Below are 1,249 nucleotides of genomic sequence, written 5' to 3' on the forward strand. Positions count from 1 at the left end.
GAAACCTTTGCACGAACAGATACACAAAAGTTCGTTAAAATGATATAATGCTTTATAATCAACCACATAACAAAAGACACCGACATGGCATGGAAACAAACAGGGCAGCTGTCCCTAGCAGACAGTCTAGTTAATCACCACAAAGCCATTGAAGAACTCGATGAACTACACAACCTCATCAACTGGCAGACTATCGAACACACCTTACGTCATGTTCATAACAGCGACCGTGGCGAAAGTGCCTTTCACCCAGTCATCATGTTTAAAGTCTTATTACTACAAAAACTGTATGGCTTATCAGACCCAGCCATGGAAAAACAACTGGCACGAGACTTACTCTTTCGCCGCTTTGTCGGGCTATCGCTTACCGATAACGTACCTGACCACAGCACCATCTGGCGATACCACAAACACCTAGGCGAACTTGGACTTACCCAACCCTTATTCAACCAAATCAATGAGCAACTAGCCGAGCAAAATATTATCATCAAAGCAGGCAGTGTCAGCATCATCGATGCCAGTATCGTCGAAGCCAAGAACAAACGAGCTAAAAAAGGCAAACATACCGACAATACCCAAGACAAAGAAGCTGCCTACGTCAGTAAAAAAGACAGCACAGGCAAAGTGAAAACCACCTACGGCTTTAAAATCCATCTAAACTGTGATGAAGACAGCTTTGTCAAAAAAGTTGAAACCACCCCAGCCAATGTGCATGATTCACAATGTTTTACCACGCTTTTAACAGGGAATGAATCTGCTGTTTACGCTGACAGTGCGTATAAAAGCCAAGCCCATGACGACTATCTTGCCAAGCATGAACCACCGATAAACAATTATATTCATGATAGAGCATGGCGTAATACCCCTTTGACCGAACAACAAAAACGTTCCAATACCCAAAAGAGCCAAACCAGAAATACGGTGGAACGGGTATTTGGTCATTTTAAATTGCATTATGGGATGAGCAAGGCTCGTCATTTAGGGTTAATGCAATTTCATACCAGTACAGTGCTTGCTAGCATTGTGCATAATTTAAAAACGGCCCTAAGTCTGAAACAAAAATATGGATTGGCTTAGGGTTATTGTGTCTGTTGGTTGGCAAAACTAGCCAATAGATCTGAATTAACTGCAATTTAGGAGAGTGTTATGCCAATTCGGTGACTTTTTCTATCTTTTAACACCAATTCCAGTTTTTAGTTGAGTTTGAGATTGGTGTCGAGAGTAGGTCGCTGGTTTGTGCAAAGGTCTC

Annotated in this window: 1 protein-coding gene; it reads left to right on the plus strand. The window is 42.0% G+C overall.

Annotated elements, in window-relative coordinates; all coding sequences use genetic code 11:
• The first annotated feature begins 84 nt into the window (after positions 1-84).
• On the plus strand, positions 85-1,077 hold the full coding sequence (locus FTU34_RS17710) for an IS5 family transposase (protein WP_180036307.1): 993 nt from the start codon (positions 85-87) through the stop codon (positions 1,075-1,077).
• Positions 1,078-1,249: the final 172 nt, after the last annotated feature.

Origin of the sequence: Acinetobacter sp. YH12094 (genome assembly GCF_013419295.1) — a bacterium.
Taxonomy (GTDB): domain Bacteria; phylum Pseudomonadota; class Gammaproteobacteria; order Pseudomonadales; family Moraxellaceae; genus Acinetobacter; species Acinetobacter amyesii.

What these genes read in the sequence shown, in the direction of transcription:
- FTU34_RS17710 (WP_180036307.1), top strand. Translation starts at nt 85, where the DNA reads ATGGCATGGAAACAAACAGGGCAGCTGTCCCTAGCAGACAGTCTAGTT.